This is a genomic window from Oligoflexus tunisiensis (assembly GCF_001748245.1).
Lineage (GTDB): Bacteria > Bdellovibrionota_B > Oligoflexia > Oligoflexales > Oligoflexaceae > Oligoflexus > Oligoflexus tunisiensis.
The window spans coordinates 5,079,486-5,097,110 of record NZ_BDFO01000001.1; the positions used below are offsets into that span (position 1 = coordinate 5,079,486).

A 17,625-nucleotide genomic window follows, 5' to 3' on the forward strand; every position below is an offset into this window, starting at 1 on the left:
GCCTCTTTTCACGAAAAGCTGGTTATTCCATCCAGTTGATATAACGGCAGCTCACGTCCTCTTCCTGGAAGTTCAATCCATTCAGACAGGCATAACGCCGGACATTGACCAGGGCTTCACAGCGGTTGTTGCCTTTGATCTCCACGCCCTGAATGGTACAGATGGTGGGACGATACTCACGCGTACAGAAGGTCTGCTGTTCGCAGCTATTATTCATCGGTTCGGTTTCCCCTGTTGTGAAATCGCTGAGGGGACGTAGCGTGCCGAACTCGTCAACATTGCGAATAAAGACAGTTTCCGTGAGATTGGCATCACCACGGACCGTCACCGAAACATCGGCATAGACGGGCTTATAGATTTCAATACAGATCAGGTCCTCGCGTTGCTGACCTTCCACATAGGCCACCACGTGGCGGTTGCCATCGGCTGCCTCTTCCACCTGCAGCTTGCCTGTCAGTCCCTGGGCAAAGCAGCTATTGGTCCCCAGCATCACCTGACCACGGACGACATAAGCACGAGCGTCCGGATTGATGCCTCCATTGGTGGGCTCAACCGAAACATTCTGCAAAACTCTTTCTTCATGAATAAGTTCATAGACAGGGCTTTCAGCCAAAGCAGCAAACGAGAAACCAAGACCGGCGAGAATATTTATGAAACGTAGCATGATTCTTCCTCCTGTAAGTTCGAGTCAGGTGTAACTCTTCACGCGGGAAAAAGAAAGCCCAAGCTGAAACTTTATGTTCATCATGTTGCAATGTTTTCGAATTAAAATTTTCAAGATGATCGGCTGAATAGCCAGCCAAAGCCTTGGGACACAGCGTCTGCACAATTTTCCCAGCTTAACCTGGTCGACTGGACAGTAAAGGATTGTCTACACGCTGGCGCTGGCCAACAGACCAAAAAACCTCCGGTTCATCAAGCCAGTCCAGGACTTGCGACGTTTGGAAATTCCCACATACAGACGGTCAGTGCTGGGATTTCAGTTCAGTTCATCCGGCTTCTTCCGATACAGAAATCAGACTTATTGCGACTTGGAAAACATGAACCAACCGAAGAAAACATCGATCTTCCTGAATGGACTTTCGTGGCCTATCTTCCACGGGCTGGCGAGCGTCTTTCTGTTGGTTGCTTTGGCCATCCAGGCCTCCTCGCTCGGTTCGTATATTGATACCCGCATCATCGCGCCTATTTTCTTCAACGTGCGGGAATATGTGGGGCAAACGCCATCGATTCACCCGAAGCTCAAAGTGATCGCGCTCGACGACAGCACCTTTTCCTATCTGGGTGGTCCGCGATTAAACTACACGCAGCTGGCCACGCTGCTCGATAACATTGGACGGCGTCAACCGAAGGCCATTCTCATCGATAGTCTTCTCTCCGATCAGCCGACGGCCATACCGGATACGCTGCCGGAGTCCTTGACCCGGCTCCCTGTCTATACGGGAAGCTTTCCAAGTCAGTTCCCCCTGCGCTTTCGGGAGCCCACGGATCTTTCACAAAGAGCCTATCGGGCGGCGACCTATCTGCCGAGCGATAGGATGCTGAAGGATCTTTCCTACAATCTCGACCTCAGGCAATCCTGGATCCCTTATGGAAACTCCTCAGGCTATGGGGGTCTCGTCCGCGCCACCGGTCATATCACCTATAACCGTGACGGCACGATTTCACCTTTCTATCAGATCAATGATGATACGCTGCTGCCGCATCTCAGCCTTTATTCTGCGGACTCGGTTCAACTCGGTGAAGAGGCTCTGACCATTAATGGTCATGCTGTGCCTTTGACAAAACGTGGCGGCCTGCTGATCAATCACCGTCCGCCCGGCGATTTTTACCGGCGCTCGATCTCCCTGCGCCCCATCCTGCAAAGGGCGGCGCACGGTGAAATGGAAACCCAGATCAATCCCGGAGATATCGTCCTGGTGCTCCTGGCCTTTGCCACGGGCAACACCGACTTTCATGAAGGCGGCCCCTTCGGCGAGATTCCCGGCGGTCTGATCATCGCATCCATGATCAGCGATGTCCTCGATGGCCGCTGGATCAATCGCTGGGAAACGGATATCGCCTTGATTCTGACCTTCGGGATTGCCGGCATCGTCCTGGGCATCAATGCGCGCGTGCGTTACTACTGGGTTTATCTTGTCTGCACCTGGACCATCATGAGCGTGCTGGCGCTTCTGCTCTTCTGTTACGGTCAGATCTGGATTCCCTGGCTCATGCCTTTGATCGCCTTCACGGGAACCAGTCTCATTCACTTTGCTCATGTGCGCATTCAGGATGAGATGAAGATGATGCTCATTGAAAAGAACTATTATGCGGAGAAGGCTCTGCGTCTTGAGGAAATGCATAAGAAGGCGGAGCTGGAAAGCAATCTGGCTCTGGGTCGCGCGGTGCAGAAGCTGCTTTTGCCGCGAGCCCTGCAGGGGACCTTCTATGGCTTCACGTACAATATGCAGTACAAGCCCGTGGCCGGCATGTCCGGTGACTGGCTCTATGTTTGGGATTATTCCCTGGGAGAGAGGCGGATATTCATGGGCGATGTGATGGGCACAGGTCCCTCCGCAGCGATTCCCGTGGCCGCGCTGATTGGGATTCTCAAGGACTGCGAGGAGCAAAAGATCGGGGTTGAGGAAAGCTTCGCCCGTCTCAACCGCCGTCTGATCGAGCTCTTCGATCAGCACGTGGTCTGCAGTCTCAGCGCCATCGTACTTTACCGCGACGGTCGTATCGAACTCTTCAATGCCGGCGGTCCGGGGTGCTTCGTCTTCGGGGGCAAGCAGGCGGAATATCTGGTCATGCGCAGCAGTCCCATCGGCCTCAATCCTCAGATTGAGCTGGCCCGCTGTGATGTGGAACTGCAGAATCATCAGACTCTGTTTACGTTCACTGATGGCTTTGTTCATGAAACAAAGGATCTCAAACGCCTGGTCCGGCATCTGCGGCAGGAAAAATCCGACCGTCCACCTCTCGATCAGATCGAGGGCTGGCTCCACAGCACGCTGCAGAGTCCGTCACGGCCGGATGATCAGAGTTTGATCTGTATACAAAGAAGCCTCAAGGCGAAGAATCCAAGGGTGGCCTGAGGCCATGACGGAATCCACCCGTCACCCCCCATTCTCCGGCAGACTCAACACCCGATTCAACACGCGACGGCGGGCGGCCTTGACCTGTGACTGCTTGTAGCGGTCGTGGCTGGCTTCGCCAATGGAGTTCTGCGCTGCAGAAGCCTCGTCCATCACCTGCAATTCAAAGGGGAAGAAACCTTCCAGCTGCTCCTCCTGCGATTCGGAAGCGGCCAGCTGCAGGATCTCGGAGGCGATCTGGTGCGCCTGCTCGCTTAGGTTTTTTTCCTGCAGATGGCTCCGCAGTTTTTCCTGCCAGCGTACAGCGGGATTGGGATAACGAATGAGCTGCCGGCAGGTCAACTGCACGGCCCGGTAGCCTTTGGCGGTATGCGGATTCGCAGCGCTATGGGCCGCGGCCAGGGGCTTGGTCAGCCCCTGAAGGATATTGCTGAATTCCTGCGGTTTGATGCGACCGTCCTCGAGCATCTCCCGCAGCATATCCACATTGTGTTTGAAACTTTCCACATCGATCAAGGAATTCCGTGCCCGGGAGGGATTGCAATTGGGAAAGGTGACAATATGAAAGTCGCGCAGAAACTTCACGACCACCATCACATCCGCCAGACGCTTGGTGATGATGCGAATGCCCAGCAGATCGTAGATCGTTTCGGCAACGTTGGCTTTCTTATGCAAAAGTTTCAGAATAATGGATTCCCGCGACTTGCGCAGTTTCCATTCAATGCGATCCAGGATCACGCTGGTCTGTCGATCACCAAAACGCAGCTTGCCGTCCTGATCGCGGAAGACAAACTTCAGAAAGCGATTCATCACCTGCGTCCGCGCCGCCTCGATATCCGCATACTTCGTCACACCATCGATATGAGCGATCGTATGCATGACCCGCAGCACCGCACAGGCCCAGGCCTGCGTTGTCGCCACCTCGGGTCGCAGGTCGGAAGCCGCCAGGATAATATCACGGGCATCATGCGTATACAGAAGTTGCGAGGGAGGCTGCTTGCCCCGACTCCATTCGAAAGGCATGAGATACTGTTCGATAAAGTTCCAGGCTTCGCAGATTACCATATGAATTTTCTGCGCATCCGCCGGGACATCGGGATCATAGCCATAGTAACGTAAAAATTCCGTCGCATCCTGCCAGCTACGGACTTTGAGCTCCTGAAGGTCGATCGAGGATTTCCCGCCAATCAGGACATCCATAATGCCCCAGTTGAACGACCAAACCTTCAGCAGATCACCAGTATTGATTTCCAAGCGCAGCCACCGTTTCTTGCCAATCGTGCTATAATGAAGGCCAGAGACTATACCCTGGAGGGCTTCCCGCCGTGATAGCACGAGTTTTCTTTATCATGACGCTTCTTCTGCCAGGCGTCAACGTAAAGGCGGCAGACGCCAAGGATGCAGCCCAGAGCGCCGACTCGCATGATGGCAAGGATAGCAAAAATGGTGCCCCGACTCGAGGGGATCGTTATGTTCATAAGTGGGTCACGTTTCCAAGCTTCACGGCCACCAGTCTGGATCGACGCGAAACCATAACCATCGCGCCGTCCGAGGGACGAGTGACTGTCCTCGTATTCCTCGCATCCTGGTGTGTTCCCTGTCAGCAGCAGATTCGAGAATTCAGGCGCATCGAAGAAAAATTCCACGATCGCTTCACGGATTTCGTTTATATCTTTGCGCATGACACACTGAACGATGCGCGAGGCTTCAGCAATGTCTACAAGCTCGGTCGCAACGCGATGCTGGCTTCCGCCAGCGTGCTGGAAGCATTCCATCAGCCCGAGCTGCCATCCATTTATGTTGCGGATCGTTATCGGTGGATGGTCCTGCGGAGTCTCAACACGCAGAAGCAGGACCTCGATGATCTGGAGAAATTTTTGAATTTACATACGGCTCTTTAGGACTTACTGCCCCTTGCCTGTTTCCAGGTTCGAGGTGGATTTGATCATCTCCGGATGCCAGCGCAAACGAAGGTTGATCAGATCGTATTCGTGTTCCTGCTTGGCACCACCGATGGCGATACCTGCGGGGATCCGCCGCTCACCGTCGATCGCAGCCGCATCGAAGTCGATATCCGTCTTGCTGCCCTTGGTTCGGGCTTCCTGGGTCAATATCTTGCGACGACCGCTCGATTCCTTCTTGGCCTGAGCCAGGACGTTCTCCGACAGAAGAAAACTCAAAGCGAGCAGGGTGCAACATTGTAATTTCATAGACAGCACCTCCATATCCAACCTTGCCCTATCGGTCATTTTTGGGAAAAACTTGAGCATTTTCTCAGTTCCCCTCCCCTCCATTGTATAAAACTTTTCGAATCGTCCATGGGCTCGAAATTGCCTGGACGGTGAATCAGCCAGGGGTTCGAAATTGCCTGGCCGGTGCCGTTTATAATGGCAGTAGCGCTTGAGCCCCGTTTGCGAAGAGGGAGGTCTGTGATGCCGTTGCGCGCCTGGATTCTGGGTTTATTTTTCCTGTCCAATCAAGCCCTTGCACAAACCAAAAGCCGCCCCCTTCAGCCGGCGGTCCAGCCCGTCGTCCGGACCGAAGGCGGCATGAATTATCTGAGCCTGAGTCCCAATAAAAAGCTCCTGGCCTTTACCAACGATCGGGGCCAGTCCCTGCGCATCATGGATTTGGCGACCCAGGAGGTCGTGGAAGTGACCCCGCATAAGACCGGCCCCGGATTTTTCTGGAGCCCGGATGGGGTTCGGCTGTTTTTCCGGGAATTGATCCGCGAAGGCGATGGAATCGCCAGCGAACTGTGCGCCTTTGATACGATCCTCAATCAGAAATCCGTGCTGGATACTCTGCGCGGCTCGACCGGTTATCCGCTGCTGAACCCTTACGATAACAGTGTGTTCATGATGCATGAAAAAGGCATTCTGCAGAAACGCCTCGAATTTCCCGGCGAACGTCCGGCCCAATGGCAAAAGGCCAAACGCAGCGTCGTGGGCAACTGGGTCGTGAGTCAATCGGCAGTGCTGTGGCTCGGGGAACTGGGTCTCGAATTGAAGAAAATGCCCGACGATGGCACGGGCATCAGCTCCTTTTCCCTGTCTCCTGACGGCCGCCGGATGGCCTGGGCGACCAAGGGTGGCAAGGTCCTGACCGCACTCGATGGTGCGGATGTCACCCTCATCGGCGAAGGCCGCGATCCGAGCTGGCATCCCTTCCGCACGCTGCTGGTTTATGCCGCTGCGCGCCGGGTCGGAGCCAATGTTTATGACTACGATCTGCGCCTGCATAATTTATCCGGAGCCGAGCGCACCCTGACCCAAACCCCCGATTTGAAGGAACGCTGGCCGATCTGGTTGGATGCCACGACTCTCCTTTACACCGGCGGCAACACCACGGACCTCTTTCGCCTGGATTTCCCTGAGGATCCGAGTGTGGCTCAGACAGCGAAGGTGAATCAGAAGCTATGAAACTGGCCCTGGCCGTGATGGCGAGCCAATTGATGTTTCCCAAGGGTTCCACGATGGAGCAGCGGCAGGCGCTATTGAAAAAATTCTTTCGCCCGCCTCCGGGTGAAATGCTGCGTGTGACCGATCGGGCCATTGCCGTGGAACGCAGGAATCCCCTTTTGGTCAAGGGTGAATTATGGATTGATCCGCCGCCGGGCCAGTGCCTCACAGTGCGTCGGGACCCTGAGGAGCGCGATCACACCTACTGCAAGGAAACACCAATCACCTGGGATATTTTTGAACTCGATGCCGTCGGCCGTTTGCGCTTTAATGTTTTTATCGAAAGCAGTCCGGAAACCACCTTCATCAGCTGGCCAACGCCCTATCGGGTGGCCAACTATGTTCCGCTCGGCGCCATGGAAACTGGGGAAAACCATAATATTCCCATTCAAAAGTGCGAGGCCGTCGATGCAGGGACCCACCGCAAAATCGTTTTGCATACCATGGATGGGCGGCGCTGGTTTATTTTTTTGCCGGAATACGACCAGCCCATCAAGGTCGCCGAGCCCATACCCAATCTTCACGTGCAATCGGATGTGAGGAAGGAGGAAAATCCGGAGGCGACCGAAACGGAAAAAAAACCAGCCAAGTCCGTGCTCGGCCAGCTCCTCTCGGGCGAGTATAAGAAGGAAAGAAAACAGGAGTTTAATTTTCGCGTCAAACGCCGCCATGCTTACGAAATGTCAAGTTCGGGTTTCAGTGAAACAGGTTCTCCACAAGGTATGCAGGGGAAATGCCGATATAGATTCTCCGGAGCACCTGGGGATCCTGAAAGTGGGGTGATCGAATGTTACGAAACGGATACATTCGACACGATCTATACTCATGTAACCTGTTTTTCTCAGTTTAAACCAAAACTTAAGCCTGCGAAGTAAGGAACATGAAAAGGACCAAGACCTCCATCCCGACCCACGCCATCGCCCTGTTTTTGGGTCTGGGAAGCTGTATCCTTGGCGACCCGGCCTGGGGTCAAGGGTTCAACCCCGGCACGGTCTATGACAACGCTCCCTGGATCTCCGCCCGTGCCGCCGGCATGTCCGAGGCGGTCGATCCCATTGCCAATGGCATGGATGCACCCTATTACAACCCGGCCGCCATCGGTGGCCTGCATTACAAACAGGAACGGCCCGCGGTTTCCCAGCTCTATTTCCCCTATCTTGGGCTGGCCTATAATCGTTCCTCCCAGTCCTTGAATCAGGCTCTGCGCAGTGGTGGGGATCTCAATGATAGTTCCGTCTCCAATGAACTCCTGCAGGCCTATGATGGCGAACATCCTTATGCGCGCCTCTCGCTTCTGCCGGCCATCACGTTGTATCGTGTGTTTCTCGGTTACACTTACGATGTGAGAGCCATGTCCACACCTCACGAAACGGATACGGATCTGCTCGATGTCAACTATCGCGAACAATCCGGTCCCGTGATCGGGACGAGCTATGCTTCCAAAAAACGGGATTTCTATGTGGGCATTAGCGCCCAGTATCTGACCCGCAAGGTCACGCAGGGTTCCTTTCCCCTGGCCACTGTGAATGATGGCGAAAGTCGTCGCAAAGCTTTCCGCGACAGCCAGGAGAAATATGCGGGCGTGCCCGTGCATGTGGGAGCTCTTTGGACTGGTTACTATAAATGGCGTCCGTCCGTGAGTCTTGTCGCGCGCAATGTCGCCAGTCCAGAACTGCAAAGCGACGATTCCGAGGCGGCAGCCCATCGCCTGAAAGAGGATCTGACCCTTGGCTTCGCTCTGTCGCCCAATATCGGCAAATGGGGTATGCTGAATGTGGTCCTCGAAGGCAATCAGCTCACCCAGAAATCGATCCCCAGCAAGGACAAGCTGCGTTTCGGAACCGAACTCACCTTCGGCAATGCCTTCGGTGCGGAATCAGGGTTCAGCATCCGCAGTGGCTATAGCTTTGCGGGCGTCTCCTACGGGCTGGGGGCCAATCTTGGCATCTTTGGCTTACAGGCGGCGAGCTTTGTAGAAGACATTGGAGCGGACGCCAGTCGCGTGATAGAACGAAGAAGCGTCATCAATCTCGGCATCAACATCGCGGATTACTAAACGTGCTTAAGATTCATAATCTGGAATTTCGTTATCAGTTTCGACGCATTTTGCAGGGCGTTTCCTTCGCGTCCACTGCGGGCGAAATTGTGCATATCGTCGGTCCCAATGGTGCGGGTAAGACCACACTTATGACCATCCTTGCCGGTCTGCGGCGCGAGCACGCCGGTAGCATTGAATATCATAAGGCCCCGGGCCAGATCGTGGACGATCGGCGCGACTACATCGAATACCTGCCGGCTGAGGCCAATGCGCTTTACGGCAAAATGGACGCGATCACCAATCTCCGTTTCTGGCAGAATCTGCGCGGACGCAAAAGCAGCGACGAGGCTTTGGTTCAGGAATTGGCCCTCTGGGATCTCGATCATCCTTTGATTCGACAGAATTTCCCAGTGGAACGTTTTTCCACCGGCATGAAGCGGCGTTTGGCCTTGGCTCGCGTCAAGCTTTCCGAAACGCCGTGCTGGCTTTTGGATGAACCGCTCTACGGACTTGATACCAAGGGCATTCAAACCTTCCAGGGCATGCTCCAGACGCATCTTCAAGAGGGCGGTCAGGCCTGGATTGTCAGCCATGACACAGCGCCCCTGTCGATCTTCAAGCTGCGGACTCTGGATCTGGGAGGAAGGAAATCATGAAACGCCACATGCTGCAATTTCGAGCACTCCTCACCCAGAGCATCCACGCCGAGTGGGCCAGTGCCGAGCGCTGGCTGTCCCCGCTGCTGTTTGCGCTCACCATGCTGCTGCTCTTCTCCTTTGCGTTTGGCAAGGTGGAACCGGATTTTATCCCTCAGCTCTTTGTCGCAGCCACATTTCTCACCGCTTTTTTTGCTCTGCAGATCGCCTTTTCGCGGGTGCTGGAACCGGACATGCAGGATCGGGTCTTCGATCAGCTGCGCAGCTATCCCCTGGCCCCGACCGCGTGGTTTCTCAGCAAATACCTGCTCGTTCTGATGATCGGTCTCATGATCCTGGCGCCGACCCTCGTGCTGGCGGATCTTTTCATCAATGAGACTTCGATAAGTTTTCTCAGTCTGCCGCTCTTTGCCATCGCCGCCTGTTCGCTGATCGCCCTCGGTGCCCTGGGTGTCCTGCTCTCGACGATGATGCTGCGCTCCAACGCGCGGCAGATCCTTTATCCTTTGCTGTATTTTCCGCTGACAACTCCGGTGCTCCTGGCTGCCGTGGAATCCAGCAAGGCTTTGCTTATTGAGCAACACAGCCTCAGTCATTTGCTCAGCTCGTGGCTGGGACTGCTTGTAATTTCTGGTATAATGTATTTTACTCTCAGCTTGCTGCTTTTCGGGGAATTAGTGAAACCTGAATAAGTTTTTTTCGAGGAATGCATCATGTCAAATGCTGTTCAACAGGATCGACGCTCCCTGCTTTTTGGCGCGGGTGCCGCTGTGCTCACGCTCACCGCCTGGATTTGGGCACTGCGCTTTGCCCCTTCGGAACAGCATCAGGGTGAAGTCTATCGCATCGTTTATTTGCATGTTCCGGCCGCCTTCACGGCCTTTCTTTCCGCTGGCCTTTTGATGATCTTCAGTCTTTTGACTTTGTTTAGGCGCAGCGCGAATGCCGCGCTCTGGGCCAAGGCCACAGCCGAGATCGGCTTGCTCTACACGATCATCACCCTGGCCACCGGCTCCATCTGGGGACGTCCCACCTGGGGCGTTTGGTGGGAATGGGATGCGCGTTTGACGACGACTTTGATCCTGGCCCTGCTTTATGCGGGCTATCTCATCTTTCATAGCAGCATGAATCCAGGCCCTCAGCGTGATCGAATTGCAGCGGCACTCGGTGTGATCATCGCCCTCGATGTGCCCATCATCTATCAAAGCGTGAACTGGTGGCGGACGCTGCATCAGCCTCAGAGTATCGTCCGCACAGGTGGCTCGACGATGGCTCCGGAAATGCTTTCCGTGCTGTTCTTTGGTTTTCTGGCCAGCCTGGTCCTGGCCAGCTGGCTCCTGATTTTGCGGTTCGGCAATCTGCGTCTGCAACAACTTCTGGAACAATATAGTTACGACGCTCAGGCGAAGGGAGAATAAGCATGTTTAATGGAGCCACGGATCCCACCCCCTATATCGCGGGCGCCTATGGAGTCGCCTTTGTTCTGCTCGGTGTTTATGGATTTGTCCAGGTTCGGCTGCGGCAGCGCTTAAGACAACTGGAACAGGCTGCGCAGTATCAGAATAAGAGGAGTACATGATGAAAAAAGGTTTGCCATTAAAATGGATGCTCGGCGGCGCGGTGATTCTGGTGGGAGCTCTGGCGGTCAGTAATCTGAAGTTCAGCGACAACGTTGTTTACTTTTACACACCGCAGGAAGCGTTTGCCAAGGCCGCGGATATCAATGACAAGACCATCAAGGTCGGCGGCATGGTCAAGTCCGGAACCGTGGTCTGGAAGCCTGAGGATCTGGCCCTGGACTTTATCATGACTGATATGCAAGGCGTGGACATCGCGGTTTCCCATAAAGGAACGCCGCCGGACATGTTCAAGGAGAATGCCGGGGTCGTGGTGAAGGGCCGTATCGAGGCCGATGGCAAAAAAATGGTTTCCCAAAGGCTCATGGTGAAGCATTCTGAAGAATACAAAACACCCGATGCCCAGCATTCGGTGGACAAAGAGCTGCTGGAAAAATCGATCTTCAAGAATTGAAGTCTGAAGGAGTTGTCTGTGGCTGAACAACGCGTTGTCGTTCCTGGTCCCAACCGCAAGCATCTGATCGCTGTCATGGTTTTCCTGGTGATCTCCGGGGGTATCATCGCCTTCTTCTATCGCGGGCTCTCGCATCCCGCTGATAAGAATATTCCTTCGGCTTTTCTGGGCAAAACCGCCATGCCCTTCGAGGTCACCTGGCTGCAGGGGCAGGAGCACCTGGGCCATGGGGCTGAAGCCAAAACCTTTTCCCTGGCTGATTTCAAGGGCCGTCCCTTGATCCTGAACTTCTGGGCCAGCTGGTGCTACAGCTGCCGCGAGGAGGCCCGGGATTTTGAGGCCTTCTGGCAACGCTACAAGGACAAGGGCATCATGGTCGCGGGTATCGCGATTCAGGATACACCGGATGCGGCCATGCAGTTTGCCAAAGCCTATGGCAAGACCTATATGCTGGGCCTGGATACCGAGGACGGCAAGGCCGCGATCGATTACGGTGTCACCGGTGTGCCGGAGACTTTTATCATCGACCGCAATGGTGTGGTGATTCACAAGGAAGCGGGTCCCATGACCGCCGAAAAGCTGGCGAGCTTTGCCGATCGACTTCTGCAGTAGAGGCTGCGTCAGGACCGTTTATGAAAAAAGGGCACTCCAAGGTGCCCTTTTTGATTTCACCTAAAAAGCGATCAGTCGAGCCAGCCCACTTTATCCGAGATAAAACCTACTGTATAAGCCACGATAAGGAAGGGCGAAACGAGGCCCATAAAAATAAAGATCGGGGCAACATCCAGAAAGTCTTTAAACGATTCGATATGGAAGTCTTCGGCGGTAAACATCGTAGCTGGCTCCTTGGATTAGCCTTTTAGGCAGACCGAATCAAAATCAAGGCCTTGAGTATAGGGCGAAGCGTGTGAACTTGAAAGGAAAGAATTCGATGTATCAAGCTGGCCGATGGCGTTCCCTCCTGTCTGTCCTGTTCCTCAGCACCTGGGCGCTGCTCCACTGGTCGTCCTGCGTCACACCTTCAGGCAGCGCGACGCGTCAGGGCCTGATCTGGGAAGCCACACGCGGCCAGCAGGTCGTGACTTTGGTTGGAACCATGCACGTGGGCGTCCGGCCGGATGAAATTCCCAAGGGCCTGTGGACCCGTCTGGAAGCCGCGGATACCGTGGTGACGGAAGTTGATTTGGCTGGTATGAATGGGGCGCTCGTCCGGCGCTTTCTTATTCTGCCGGAGGGGCAGAATCTGAAAACCATGCTCGGGGCCGCGGACTGGCTGCGCTTTCGCAGCACCGTTCAGGAAGCCTTTCCGCAATCCACGGAGGGACAGCTCCAGCGTATGACACCCCTTGCCGCCTGCAGCAATCTGATGCTGGCCGAAGCCCAGCTGGCTCAGAAGGCCGAGGCGCAAGCCGGTGAAGCCCAACCGAACATGCACGATCAGGTTTCGATGGATCAGTACATCATCGAAGTTTCACGCGAAAAAAAGAAAACGCTCAAGACGTTTGAAACCCTGGAGGAACAGTTCACCTTCCTCGACAAGGTCTTCACCATCGATCAGCTGCGCGAGATGCTGGCGGAAAGCTCCGAGAATCGACAGTACTACACGCAGCTCGCCAAATCCTTCAAGGCCGGTGACTCAGCCACCATTGATGGCATGATCGCCATGATGCCGGCTCAACTGCGGGAGACGCTGCTCGACCAGCGCAATGAAAGCTGGGGCCGCAAAATGCCGAGTGTGCTCGGACCGCACAACACGTTTATCGCCGTCGGTGCCGCGCATCTCGGGGGCAGCAAGGGTCTGCTCAGCATTCTGGAAGCGCAGGGTTTTCAGCTGCGACCTTTGAAACTTTAAGAGGCCCATCATGAAACGCGACAGCGCGACCTTTTTCAAGGAACTCAAAGGCCTTCTCGACCTGGAAACGGCCGCGGAAAAAGAGCGTTTTTTACAGGTTCTCGCGCTGCAGTCCCCCGAGCAGCGTGAGGCCAGCGGCACCTGCCTCACCGCCCTGACGGTGGAGGATGAATACCCCGGACTCGGCGGCCGCTTTATTCTGGTGCTGCGCAAGGCCTCGCGGGGAGCGCTGCCCTGGACCAAACTCGATGCCGGGGATCCGGTCATCCTTTCAGGCAAACCGGAAGGCCAGAGTTGGAACGGTCGCGCCGTCGTCGCCGAGCGTCACGCTCAGGTCATTCACATCGCCTTTGAAGAGCCGCCCCCGGATCTGGAGGACGCCGGTCCCTTGCAGCTGGATCTCTCCTTTGACGAGAGCACGCGCCGCAAGGAACGCCAGGCCCTGGATACCGTGATGCTGGCCAAGGGCAATCGACTCGCGGAGCTGCGGGATATTTTTCTCGGCCTGAAAACGCCTGCGGAAGAATCCTGGGACGGCGAACTCAGGCTGCAAACTCCTTTGAATGACACGCAACGAGCGGCGGTAAAAAAAGCCCTGGACGCACGCGATGTGGCCATCGTTCACGGCCCGCCGGGAACCGGCAAGACCACCACGCTCGTGGAAATCATTCGTCACTCCATACAACCGCAAGGCAAAATTCTCGTGACCGCATCGAGCAACCTCGGTGTGGACAATCTCCTGGAAAAACTTATTCAAACAGGAATCAAGGCCGTGCGTCTCGGTCACCCGGCGCGCGTGATGGAAGCCCTGCGCATTCACACGCTGGATTACAAGGCGGAAAAACATGAGGATGCGCGCCTCGCCCGCAAAATGATGAAGGAAGCCGCGGTTCTGATTCAACAGGCCCGCCGCTACACAAGGGCCGCCCCGGCCAAGGGTTCCAAACAGGCCCTCTGGAGCGAAGCCAAGGCGCTGATGGCCGATGCCCGCAAACTCGAAACCCGGGCGGTGGAACGCGTGCTGGACGAGGCGGAGGTGATCTGCGCCACCACCACTGGGCTGGATCCCTTTGTGCTGGGTTCACGCCGTTTTTCGCTCGTGGTCCTGGATGAAGCCGGTCAATGCACCGAGCCCAATGCCTGGATTCCTCTGCAGCGCGCGGACAAGCTCGTCTGTGGCGGCGATCATTGCCAGCTACCGCCCACCATCCTGTCCCTCGAGGCCGCGCACCAGGGCCTGAACGTCAGTCTTATGGAGCGGCTGGTGCATCAGCATGGAGATTTGATTACCACGCGCCTGGATGTGCAGTATCGCATGAATACCGCGATCATGAATTTTTCCTCGCAGGAATTTTATGAGGGCGCCTTGATCGCCGCGGAATCGGTCGAGGATCGTCGTCTGCCTCACGAGGCGCCGCTGCTGTGGATTGATACGGCCGGGGCGGGCTTTGAAGAGGAGGCTGAAAAGGAAAGCGGCAGCCGCTTCAACCCCAAGGAGGCATCGGTCATTCTTTACCGCGTGCGCCAGCTTCAGGAGCAGGGCCTGCAACCCGGGCAGCTGGCGGTGATCACGCCTTATGCGGCGCAGGCGCGTTACCTGCGGGCGCAGCTCAGTGACTCAGGCATTGAAGTGGATACGATCGATGGCTTTCAAGGCCGGGAAAAGGATGCCGTGCTCATTTCCCTCGTGCGTTCCAACGAGGATCAGGAGGTCGGCTTTCTCAAGGAAACGCGGCGTTTGAATGTGGCCCTGACGCGGGCCCGCTGCCATATGACGGTGGTGGGGGATAGCGCCACGCTCAGTGTTCATCCGTTTCTGCAAAGACTCATGCAGTACTTTGAATCGAACGTGGCCTGGTTTAGCATTTGGGAAATCGCTCCCGACCTTATCGGCTAATCATTCAAGTTTCACCGAAAGATTGAGACCCGGCAGATGCACTTCAGACGTCGGATTCACCTGCACGCGCCGACCAGGTTTCAAGCCCGGAACAGGTCCAGCCTGAGCCGTCTCCACGACGCCATCGTCCGAAACGCAGGAACCGAGCAGAACAGGGCAACCGTTTTTCACCGCAGCTTCCGGGGCCTCGATCGCGAGGCCAACGGACGGCTCCAGGGTTTTCAGATCAGTGACATTGGTGTCGTCCACATTGAGATTCTTCAGCTTGCCCATCTTATCGAGGCCGCTCAGGTCCCTGAAGCCCGGCATTTCCGCAAGCGACAGCGCCCGCAGTTCCGGAAGGGCCCCGAAGCTTTGCGCCGAGACCATCCGATTGCCGTCCAGGGTCAGGCGCTTGAGTTTGGGATGACTGAAGTTCAGCATATCCACAATCATGTTCCGGCTGAGGTCCAGCTCCGCAAGCTCCGGCAGCACCTCCAGCGGCTTGGGATCCAGGATCAGATTGTCCGACAGATCCAATTTATCCATGTTGATGAGCCGAGCCAGAGGCGCGACATCAATCAATCCAAAATTACGAATCGTAAGATTGTTCAGACTGCGAATGGCGGCGACCGGGCTGATATCCACAGCCGCGCCGGGAACCGGCGTACCGATCAATTCCAGTTTCCGCTTGAGACGCAGTTTGCTGTGCAGCTCCGCGCAGTCCGCAGATGTTGAGGGGGTGGCGGGTAAGGTCGCGGCCTTGCTCAAAGCCTCGATGGCGGCCGCATAGGGTCTGCCGGTCGGCTGGAAGACGAAGTTGATGCAATATTCATCCAGCGTCACGGGATTGGTAATCTGATCGTATTCGCAAACAGCCGCGGCTGGTGTTCCGCAAACCTTGCTCGTCGCCGGATTGCCAACGGCCCGCACCGTGTTCAGTCGTTTCAAATCCGCGACTTTGGAAAAATCCTGGATCAGGTTTCCACTGAGATCCAGGGTTTTCAGATTCACGAGCGTGGAAACAAACGCCGCCGAGCCGAGTTTGGAACCGGTGATTTTCAAGGTGGTCAGCGACGCCGGCAGACCCACGAGCTGATCCGGATTGGTGAAGTCGACGTTGCTAATGATCAGCGTATCCAGAGCCGGGGCTTTGGGAATGAAGATCGGCTGGCCATTGCCGACCAATGTCAGCGAGCGCAGGGCCACCAGTTTGGAGGCATTCACACCACGCAGCGTTTCCGTTCCCACGCGATCCAGCTCCAGGGTCTGCAGTCGGGTGAGATTCGAAAGGCCTTCGAGTTTCGGCAAGGACGGCTTGACACTTTGTGCCGAGACATGGCCTGTAATCCTGAGACTGTTCAAACTCACGAGGCGGCCGAGCGGAGCAAAGTCCGTGATAGGCAGGCTATCCAGCTCCAGTTTGGAAAGATTCGAGAAGGCCGTCAAAGGCTCGATATTGCTCAGGGGCTGGGCCTTGCCTTCCGGCTTCAAAACGAGCTCGGTCACGGTCTGCGCACGCTGCGCGGCCTCCTGCGGCCGCAGATAAAGGTCCAGCTCATTGATCCTGGCGGCATCACGGCGCCCGGACTCGGTATTCAAAAGTTTTTGCTGAAGATAGGACACCGTTCCAAAGGCCGGATCCTGATAATCCGAGAATGCGAGCCAGTCCACCCAGCTAAAAGGATTCGTCGGCTTACTGAATTGGACTGGATTTTCAAGAGCCGGCAGACTCGCGCGCGGCAGATTATCGGCGCTGGGTTCACTGAATTTCAGACCCAGGTTGCGATCCATCCAGCCCAGGTAATCGCCAGGAAAGGTAAAGGCCGCGAGGCCATTTTCGCAGCGGAATTCATCATTTTTCACAGCCGACAGTTCACTCAGACCGCGACGGAGCGAACCGCTCGCAATCCCGGCAAGAAAATACCGACTGCCGACCTGCACAAAGGCAGGACCACCGGCATCACCAAAACAGACCGAACCCTGATCCTGCTTCGCCTGAACCAGAAGGGTACTGAGAAGATGGTTCTGATCCTGAAAGGATGCAACAGTACTCTTCGCTTCCAGGAGAACACCACTGCAGCGCGTGGTATCCAGACATTTGCTGTTCTGCCGGCCATAACCGGCAATCAGCACTTCGGTGGACGGTTGCAGGCTGTCTGGACTCCGTAAAATCTCCGCCGCCTGATAGCCGATCGCAGGATCGATCGGTGACGCCAGACGCAGAACGGAAAGATTCAGGCTGGGGTAATCACGACTGCCGGCGGGCGAAAAATTCTGACTCGATTTCACCGCCGCTGTGCGTGGTGTCGCGAGTTTGGGATGATCCAAAAGAACAGCAAACTTCACACCGGCATCGGCGGCGGAATCGAGGCATTGCGTTGCGGTAAGAACGGCATCCGGGGCGATAATCACACCGGAACAGAAGATTTGATCCCGGGAGCCATCAGGCTTCAGGCTGACAAGTCCTACGGTGCTGGCTCGCACCGGGCTGCCATCAGCAACGGATTGACCGTTGACCACTTTAAGATTGGAGCTGGTGCGCACTGGTTGGCAGGACGATCCGATCCATCCGATTCCCAGCGTTAAGACCAGCAGAGGTCGCGTGAAAGTCGTTCGCATGGCACTCTC

General features: G+C 55.7%; 18 protein-coding genes. 13 read left to right on the forward strand and 5 right to left on the reverse strand.

Annotation, left to right across the window (positions count from 1 at the left end; genetic code table 11):
• Nucleotides 1-22: 22 nt before the first annotated feature.
• Nucleotides 23-664 carry a hypothetical protein gene (locus OLTU_RS20915; RefSeq protein ID WP_141734695.1) on the reverse strand — a complete coding sequence of 214 codons (642 nt, stop codon included), beginning with the start codon at nucleotides 662-664 and terminating at the stop codon, nucleotides 23-25.
• A 376-nt stretch (nucleotides 665-1,040) separates the two neighbouring features.
• Between OLTU_RS20915 and OLTU_RS20920 the strand changes: the two genes are divergently transcribed.
• Nucleotides 1,041-3,080, forward strand: coding sequence for a SpoIIE family protein phosphatase (locus tag OLTU_RS20920; protein WP_141734696.1), 2,040 nt, complete (start codon nucleotides 1,041-1,043; stop codon nucleotides 3,078-3,080).
• A gap of 21 nt (nucleotides 3,081-3,101) precedes the next feature.
• Here the strand turns inward: OLTU_RS20920 and OLTU_RS20925 are convergent, their stop codons facing one another.
• Complete coding sequence (locus OLTU_RS20925) at nucleotides 3,102-4,334, reverse strand: TIGR04552 family protein (RefSeq protein WP_141734697.1); 1,233 nt, start codon at nucleotides 4,332-4,334, stop codon at nucleotides 3,102-3,104.
• Nucleotides 4,335-4,405: 71 nt separating this feature from the next.
• Here OLTU_RS20925 and OLTU_RS20930 point away from each other — a divergent pair, with 71 nt between their 5' ends.
• Nucleotides 4,406-4,981 (forward strand): TlpA family protein disulfide reductase, encoded by a 576-nt coding sequence (locus OLTU_RS20930; RefSeq protein WP_141734698.1) that lies wholly within the window; start codon nucleotides 4,406-4,408, stop codon nucleotides 4,979-4,981.
• Nucleotides 4,982-4,984: 3 nt separating this feature from the next.
• On the opposite strand, the gene OLTU_RS20935 is transcribed toward OLTU_RS20930, so the two are convergent.
• Entirely contained in the window at nucleotides 4,985-5,290 is a 306-nt protein-coding gene (locus tag OLTU_RS20935) for a hypothetical protein (protein ID WP_141734699.1), read from the reverse strand.
• 222 nt (nucleotides 5,291-5,512) lie between these two features.
• Here OLTU_RS20935 and OLTU_RS20940 point away from each other — a divergent pair, with 222 nt between their 5' ends.
• From OLTU_RS20940 to OLTU_RS20975, 9 genes are read left to right on the forward strand one after another with little or no spacing between them, the layout of a single operon-like run.
• Nucleotides 5,513-6,502 carry a TolB family protein gene (locus tag OLTU_RS20940; RefSeq protein WP_176736818.1) on the forward strand — a complete coding sequence of 330 codons (990 nt, stop codon included), beginning with the start codon at nucleotides 5,513-5,515 and terminating at the stop codon, nucleotides 6,500-6,502.
• Nucleotides 6,499-7,416 (forward strand): hypothetical protein, encoded by a 918-nt coding sequence (locus OLTU_RS20945; RefSeq protein ID WP_141734701.1) that lies wholly within the window; start codon nucleotides 6,499-6,501, stop codon nucleotides 7,414-7,416. The genes OLTU_RS20940 and OLTU_RS20945 overlap by 4 nt, the downstream gene beginning before the upstream one ends.
• A 5-nt stretch (nucleotides 7,417-7,421) precedes the next feature.
• A complete protein-coding gene (locus tag OLTU_RS20950; RefSeq protein WP_141734702.1) occupies nucleotides 7,422-8,597 on the forward strand; it encodes a hypothetical protein in 1,176 nt (391 codons plus the stop codon).
• Between the two features lie 2 nt (nucleotides 8,598-8,599).
• Entirely contained in the window at nucleotides 8,600-9,235 is a 636-nt protein-coding gene (gene ccmA, locus OLTU_RS20955) for a heme ABC exporter ATP-binding protein CcmA (RefSeq protein WP_141734703.1), read from the forward strand.
• Nucleotides 9,232-9,927, forward strand: a complete 696-nt coding sequence (locus OLTU_RS20960; protein ID WP_141734704.1) for a heme exporter protein CcmB — start codon at nucleotides 9,232-9,234, stop codon at nucleotides 9,925-9,927. The genes ccmA and OLTU_RS20960 overlap by 4 nt, the downstream gene beginning before the upstream one ends.
• A 21-nt stretch (nucleotides 9,928-9,948) precedes the next feature.
• A complete protein-coding gene (gene ccsA / locus OLTU_RS20965) occupies nucleotides 9,949-10,653 on the forward strand; it encodes a cytochrome c biogenesis protein CcsA (protein ID WP_141734705.1) in 705 nt (234 codons plus the stop codon).
• A 2-nt stretch (nucleotides 10,654-10,655) separates the two neighbouring features.
• Nucleotides 10,656-10,814 carry a hypothetical protein gene (locus tag OLTU_RS32020; RefSeq protein ID WP_176736819.1) on the forward strand — a complete coding sequence of 53 codons (159 nt, stop codon included), beginning with the start codon at nucleotides 10,656-10,658 and terminating at the stop codon, nucleotides 10,812-10,814.
• Nucleotides 10,814-11,266: a cytochrome c maturation protein CcmE gene (locus OLTU_RS20970; RefSeq protein ID WP_176736820.1), complete on the forward strand. Its 453-nt coding sequence runs from the start codon at nucleotides 10,814-10,816 to the stop codon at nucleotides 11,264-11,266. The genes OLTU_RS32020 and OLTU_RS20970 overlap by 1 nt, the downstream gene beginning before the upstream one ends.
• Nucleotides 11,267-11,284: 18 nt before the next feature.
• Complete coding sequence (locus tag OLTU_RS20975; RefSeq protein ID WP_141734707.1) at nucleotides 11,285-11,878, forward strand: TlpA family protein disulfide reductase; 594 nt, start codon at nucleotides 11,285-11,287, stop codon at nucleotides 11,876-11,878.
• 71 nt (nucleotides 11,879-11,949) lie between these two features.
• Here OLTU_RS20975 and OLTU_RS32025 read toward each other — a convergent pair whose 3' ends face one another.
• Entirely contained in the window at nucleotides 11,950-12,099 is a 150-nt protein-coding gene (locus OLTU_RS32025; RefSeq protein WP_176736821.1) for a hypothetical protein, read from the reverse strand.
• Nucleotides 12,100-12,197: 98 nt separating this feature from the next.
• On the opposite strand from OLTU_RS32025, the gene OLTU_RS20980 reads away from it, so the two are divergent.
• Both OLTU_RS20980 and OLTU_RS20985 read left to right on the forward strand, forming a co-directional pair.
• Nucleotides 12,198-13,118 (forward strand): TraB/GumN family protein, encoded by a 921-nt coding sequence (locus OLTU_RS20980; RefSeq protein WP_141734708.1) that lies wholly within the window; start codon nucleotides 12,198-12,200, stop codon nucleotides 13,116-13,118.
• A 10-nt stretch (nucleotides 13,119-13,128) separates the two neighbouring features.
• Nucleotides 13,129-15,015 carry an AAA domain-containing protein gene (locus tag OLTU_RS20985; RefSeq protein ID WP_141734709.1) on the forward strand — a complete coding sequence of 629 codons (1,887 nt, stop codon included), beginning with the start codon at nucleotides 13,129-13,131 and terminating at the stop codon, nucleotides 15,013-15,015.
• On the opposite strand, the gene OLTU_RS20990 is transcribed toward OLTU_RS20985, so the two are convergent.
• Complete coding sequence (locus OLTU_RS20990; RefSeq protein WP_141734710.1) at nucleotides 15,016-17,616, reverse strand: trypsin-like serine protease; 2,601 nt, start codon at nucleotides 17,614-17,616, stop codon at nucleotides 15,016-15,018. It lies immediately after the preceding gene.
• Between the last annotated feature and the right edge of the window lie 9 nt (nucleotides 17,617-17,625).

Excerpts from the sequence above, each read along its gene's own strand:
- OLTU_RS20915 (WP_141734695.1), bottom strand. The coding sequence starts at position 664 with ATGCTACGTTTCATAAATATTCTCGCCGGTCTTGGTTTCTCGTTTGCT.
- OLTU_RS20920 (WP_141734696.1), top strand. The coding sequence starts at position 1,041 with ATGAACCAACCGAAGAAAACATCGATCTTCCTGAATGGACTTTCGTGG.
- OLTU_RS20935 (WP_141734699.1), bottom strand. The coding sequence starts at position 5,290 with ATGAAATTACAATGTTGCACCCTGCTCGCTTTGAGTTTTCTTCTGTCG.
- OLTU_RS20940 (WP_176736818.1), top strand. The coding sequence starts at position 5,513 with ATGCCGTTGCGCGCCTGGATTCTGGGTTTATTTTTCCTGTCCAATCAA.
- OLTU_RS20945 (WP_141734701.1), top strand. The coding sequence starts at position 6,499 with ATGAAACTGGCCCTGGCCGTGATGGCGAGCCAATTGATGTTTCCCAAG.
- OLTU_RS20950 (WP_141734702.1), top strand. The coding sequence starts at position 7,422 with ATGAAAAGGACCAAGACCTCCATCCCGACCCACGCCATCGCCCTGTTT.
- OLTU_RS20960 (WP_141734704.1), top strand. The coding sequence starts at position 9,232 with ATGAAACGCCACATGCTGCAATTTCGAGCACTCCTCACCCAGAGCATC.
- ccsA (WP_141734705.1), top strand. The coding sequence starts at position 9,949 with ATGTCAAATGCTGTTCAACAGGATCGACGCTCCCTGCTTTTTGGCGCG.
- OLTU_RS32020 (WP_176736819.1), top strand. The coding sequence starts at position 10,656 with ATGTTTAATGGAGCCACGGATCCCACCCCCTATATCGCGGGCGCCTAT.
- OLTU_RS20970 (WP_176736820.1), top strand. The coding sequence starts at position 10,814 with ATGAAAAAAGGTTTGCCATTAAAATGGATGCTCGGCGGCGCGGTGATT.
- OLTU_RS32025 (WP_176736821.1), bottom strand. The coding sequence starts at position 12,099 with ATGTTTACCGCCGAAGACTTCCATATCGAATCGTTTAAAGACTTTCTG.
- OLTU_RS20980 (WP_141734708.1), top strand. The coding sequence starts at position 12,198 with ATGTATCAAGCTGGCCGATGGCGTTCCCTCCTGTCTGTCCTGTTCCTC.
- OLTU_RS20985 (WP_141734709.1), top strand. The coding sequence starts at position 13,129 with ATGAAACGCGACAGCGCGACCTTTTTCAAGGAACTCAAAGGCCTTCTC.
- OLTU_RS20990 (WP_141734710.1), bottom strand. The coding sequence starts at position 17,616 with ATGCGAACGACTTTCACGCGACCTCTGCTGGTCTTAACGCTGGGAATC.